The sequence below is a fragment of the Clostridium sp. DSM 8431 genome (assembly GCF_900116755.1).
Lineage (GTDB): Bacteria > Bacillota > Clostridia > Clostridiales > Clostridiaceae > Clostridium.
In genome coordinates, this window is sequence record NZ_FPBY01000229.1 from 1 (window position 1) to 4,279 (window position 4,279).

Below are 4,279 nucleotides of genomic sequence, written 5' to 3' on the forward strand. Positions count from 1 at the left end.
GCAAGCGGTACGCCGATAGAAGAAATTTTTGAGTCATTAAAAATAGCTTAGGCTTCTGTTTGGTTACTTGACTGTAAAATTTTTCAAGTAAAAATGCATTATCATAGTATATTTAGATAAAGGGAGATATGTTAATAAATATTAGTTTATAAGATTAAGACTTTTTTAAATAATTCATAATTTAGTGTATACTTAAATATAACAATTATTAGATTTTAGATTAAAACATGGAGGGAACAGATGAAGAAGTTGAGTTCAGGTTGTACATTAGACTGCTTTGATTGCTGTAGATTTAATGTTTATGTTGATGATGATAAAGTTATTAAGATTGAAGGAGATAAGGAACATCCTTATACAAAGGGCTTTATTTGTAAAAAGGGGTTTATGCATTTAGATAGACATAACCATCCTGAAAGACAATTTAAACCTCTTCTTAAGGTAAATGGGAAGTGGAGAGAAATTTCCTTTGAAGAAGCCACTGATATAATGGCAAAAAAACTTGCTAAATATAAAGAAGAATCAGGTACTGAATCTATACTTTATTATGAACAATATGGAAGCGGAAGTTTATTAAAGAGTATAGGAGACATATTTTTTAATTTTTATGGAGGTTGTTCTAAACAAAAGGGAGGACCATGTTGGAGTGCAGGAATTAAGGCACAGAATGGAAATTTTGGGGATGTAAAAAGTCATTCATTAGAAGATATGCTTAACAGCAAAAATATAATTGTATGGGGAAAAAATCCCGCTTATACAACAATACACACAATGCAAATGATAAATAAGGCTAAAAGAAATGGAAGCTATGTCATTGTAATAGATCCAATTTATACTGCAACAGCTGCGCAAGCTGATTATTATGTTCAAATTAAAGCTGGAGGAGACATTGCACTTGCTTTAGCTATGGGAAAGAGAATTATAGAGTTAAAGAAATATGATGAAGATTATATTAATAATTTTGTAAATGGCTTTGAAGATTATAAATTATTATTAGATGAATTTGATATTAATGAACTTGCAAAAGAAGCTGGAGTAACTCTAGAAACCATTGATTTTCTTGTGGAAAAATACACTGAGTTATATTCCACAATATTATTAGGATATGGACTTCAAAAATATAAACATGGAGGAAATACAATTTTACTTATAGATACTTTAGCTGCAATAACAGGGCAGATTGGAGTGAGTGGAGGCGGAGTTAATTACGCTAATAAAGTTTATCCAGGAGTATTAAATTTAGATCCTTATAATAGTGAAAGTTATGCTAATAATAAAGAGTTCTTTACAAGTCATATAGGTAAACACATTATTGATAATAATATAAAAATGGCTGTAATAGTTAAAAACAATTTGATAAATCAGCTTCCAGATGTAAAGGGACTTAAATCTGCCTTTAATAAGATTGAATTTAAGGTATGTTTTGATCAATTTTTAACTGATACAGCTGAAGTATGTGATTTATTTATTCCAACAACAACAGTGTTTGAAGGGGAAGATTTGTTATTTAGTTCTATGACAAATCCATACCTTACGTATATAGAAAAAGCTGTTGAACCTAAAGATATACTAATGGATGAATATTATTTCTTTAGAAAAGTGGCAGAAAAACTTAAGATGGATAACTATCCTTATGTTGATAAAAAAGAATACTTATCAGAAGTAATTAAACCACTATTAGAGTATGATTCAAATGTTTCTTTAGATTATATAAGAGGCAACTATTATACAATACATGAAGGAGTTGCTTGGAAGGATAAAAAGTTTTTAACTGAGTCTGGTAAGTTTGAAATATTATTTAATAGGGATGTTATTAAGGGTAGAAATGCAAAAGGTAAAAAAGGATTAAGGTTAATTACTACTCATAGTAAAGATGCTTTATTTAGTCCACACTTTATGGATAAATCTGGAGTGTCAGAGATATACATAAATGAAAAGGAGGCTTTTAGTAGAGGCATTAAAGATGGTGAGTTAGTTTTGATTAAATCATCTAAAGGAGAAATAAAATCAAGACTGAAGATAGATAATAATGTAGCTGATGGGTTAGTCATGATGTATGTAGGATGGTGGTACAAGCATGGAAATCCAAATGTACTAATTGAGTCAGGAATTTCTGATTTTGGTGGACAAGTTACATATAATGAAGCATTTGTAGAGATAAGTTCAGAAATATAAAGGTTTGTAAAAGAAAAAACTCTATGTTAGTATAAAGAAGTTAAAATATGAACTAGGGAGGAATTAATTAATGGACAAACTACCAAATTGCCCAAAATGTAATTCAGAGTATACGTATGAAGATGGAAACATGCTTATATGCCCAGAGTGTGGATATGAGTGGAATTCTGAACTTCAAGGAAGCAACGAAGAAGATACTTTAGTTGTTAAAGATTCAAATGGAAACATCTTAAAGGATGGGGATTCAGTAACAATAATAAAGGATCTTAAAGTTAAGGGAAGTTCTTCAGCTTTAAAGAAGGGAACAAAAGTAAAAAATATACGTCTTGTAGATGGAGATCATAATATTGATTGTAAAATTGATGGATTTGGAGCAATGAGCTTAAAATCTGAGTTCGTTAAGAAATTATAGTTGAGATTAAATATGAAGAGGCATATCGAATTAAATTTAGGTATGCCTCTATTTTTAATGCATAGGAAAATGTAAAATTTTTTTGATGTTAAACACTGATTTTGACTGGCTTTATCATATGGAAGTTGTCAAATGCATTAAAAAATAATTGTAGGCCGCAAACAAAGCTGCTTCCTACGCTGAAAAGAGTGGCGTCAGCCACTTTATTCTAGAAAAATGTATAAAAAGAATCATTATTACAAATTCTATATTGTGAATCATGTTTTTTGGGAGGATAAATATGAATAGAAAAGGTAGGTTTTTAATTTTAATAATAAGCATGATAATGCTGTTTATTTCAGGGAGTAATGCTTATGGCAGAGAGGATATTGAAGATTATATAAAAGAATATAAAAGTAGCATATATCATATGTCTAAAATGATAAGATGTATACCTAAGAGTGGAGATTTAAATTTAGATTATCTTTATGAAATTGCTATGTTAAGTGAAGGAGAAATAGAATTTTCTAAAGCATATGTAAATCATGCTAACTGCTATAAAGTTAAAGGGGTAGCTGAAGGGTATATAGAAAGAGAAACATCATATATAAATAATATAAAATCTGTTATAGAAAATTTAAAAGACAATGTAGAAAAGAATGAGGAGTTAGAAGAGAAATATTTAGAGGTATTTGATATTAATTTAAATAAAATGATAGATGACTTTCAGAAAGTAGAGATTTCAGAAAATATTGATGATAATTTTTTAAGTTTTATAAGTATACATCATAATGGAATTATAGATATTACAGAAGAATTCTTAAAACTAAGTGATAATAAAGAAGTAAGAGATATAGCAAATAAAGTAAGTAATGATATGAAAAATGATTTGAAAGTAATTAAAGAGGTTCTTTAGCTTTTCATTACTTGAACTTTAAATGGTATAAATGTACTATAAATAAGTAATATTGATATGGAGGAGATATAGTATGTTTGCGAAGGACGAACTTCAAGTAATTAATGAGGCATTAAAGATTGCAGATGCTGAATACATAAAACAAATTGACTTAAATAAAAATAATAAAAACAAAATGGTGTCTTTTAACAGAAAACAAAAGAAATTATGGCTTGTTCAGAATAAAATGAAAAAATTATTAAGTGAATAATGTCGAATTGACATGTTAAAACAAAAATACATTTTAGTAAATATTACCTAACAATTCTTTTTAGAAAAAACTTTTTAATTAACTTAAATAAATTCAAAAAAATAGAAATACTGTCGAAAGCAGCAGAATGATTTATTTGACTTTATTAAAAAAAGTTAAAAAAGTAGTTGATTTTCGACAAAATAGAAGTTGAAATGATATAGAAATAAAAAATGTTTATTGAAAAAAGCGGAAAAATGTTCATAAATAGTTTTGGGTTTAGTTTTGGGTAAGAACATTCGTAGAAGTTTCAACTAGGTAGTAATTATGGGTAAAAATTAAAATGAGAGATTTAAAGGTCGGATTAGTTTTATAATTCCGGTCTTTAAGTTTTATACAGCCAGTATTTAATGATAAGTAAAGGAATATAAGATATAATATACTTATGTTGTTAGAGATGAGCATAATTGATCTTAAAAAAATTGAATATAGATTAGAGAATTAAAAATAGTAAAATTAGGATAACTACTAATAATATGACCTAAAAAAGGGCAGACTATCCCTATGAGGA

Annotated in this window: 4 protein-coding genes; all 4 read left to right on the top strand. The window is 27.8% G+C overall.

The genetic code is table 11. The annotated features are described in order from the left end of the window. Window positions 1-240: 240 nt before the first annotated feature. The 4 genes from BM384_RS15835 (at window position 241) to BM384_RS17825 (ending at window position 3,729) form a co-directional block, all read left to right on the top strand. Window positions 241-2,172, top strand: a complete 1,932-nt coding sequence (locus BM384_RS15835) for a molybdopterin-dependent oxidoreductase (RefSeq protein WP_090015051.1) — start codon at window positions 241-243, stop codon at window positions 2,170-2,172. A 70-nt stretch (window positions 2,173-2,242) separates the two neighbouring features. Next, window positions 2,243-2,584, top strand: coding sequence for a zinc ribbon domain-containing protein YjdM (locus BM384_RS15840; RefSeq protein WP_090015053.1), 342 nt, complete (start codon window positions 2,243-2,245; stop codon window positions 2,582-2,584). A 280-nt stretch (window positions 2,585-2,864) separates the two neighbouring features. Further along, window positions 2,865-3,479, top strand: coding sequence for a DUF305 domain-containing protein (locus BM384_RS15845; RefSeq protein WP_175537428.1), 615 nt, complete (start codon window positions 2,865-2,867; stop codon window positions 3,477-3,479). Window positions 3,480-3,552: 73 nt separating this feature from the next. Next, window positions 3,553-3,729 (top strand): hypothetical protein, encoded by a 177-nt coding sequence (locus BM384_RS17825; RefSeq protein WP_175537429.1) that lies wholly within the window; start codon window positions 3,553-3,555, stop codon window positions 3,727-3,729. The last annotated feature ends 550 nt before the right edge of the window (window positions 3,730-4,279 follow it).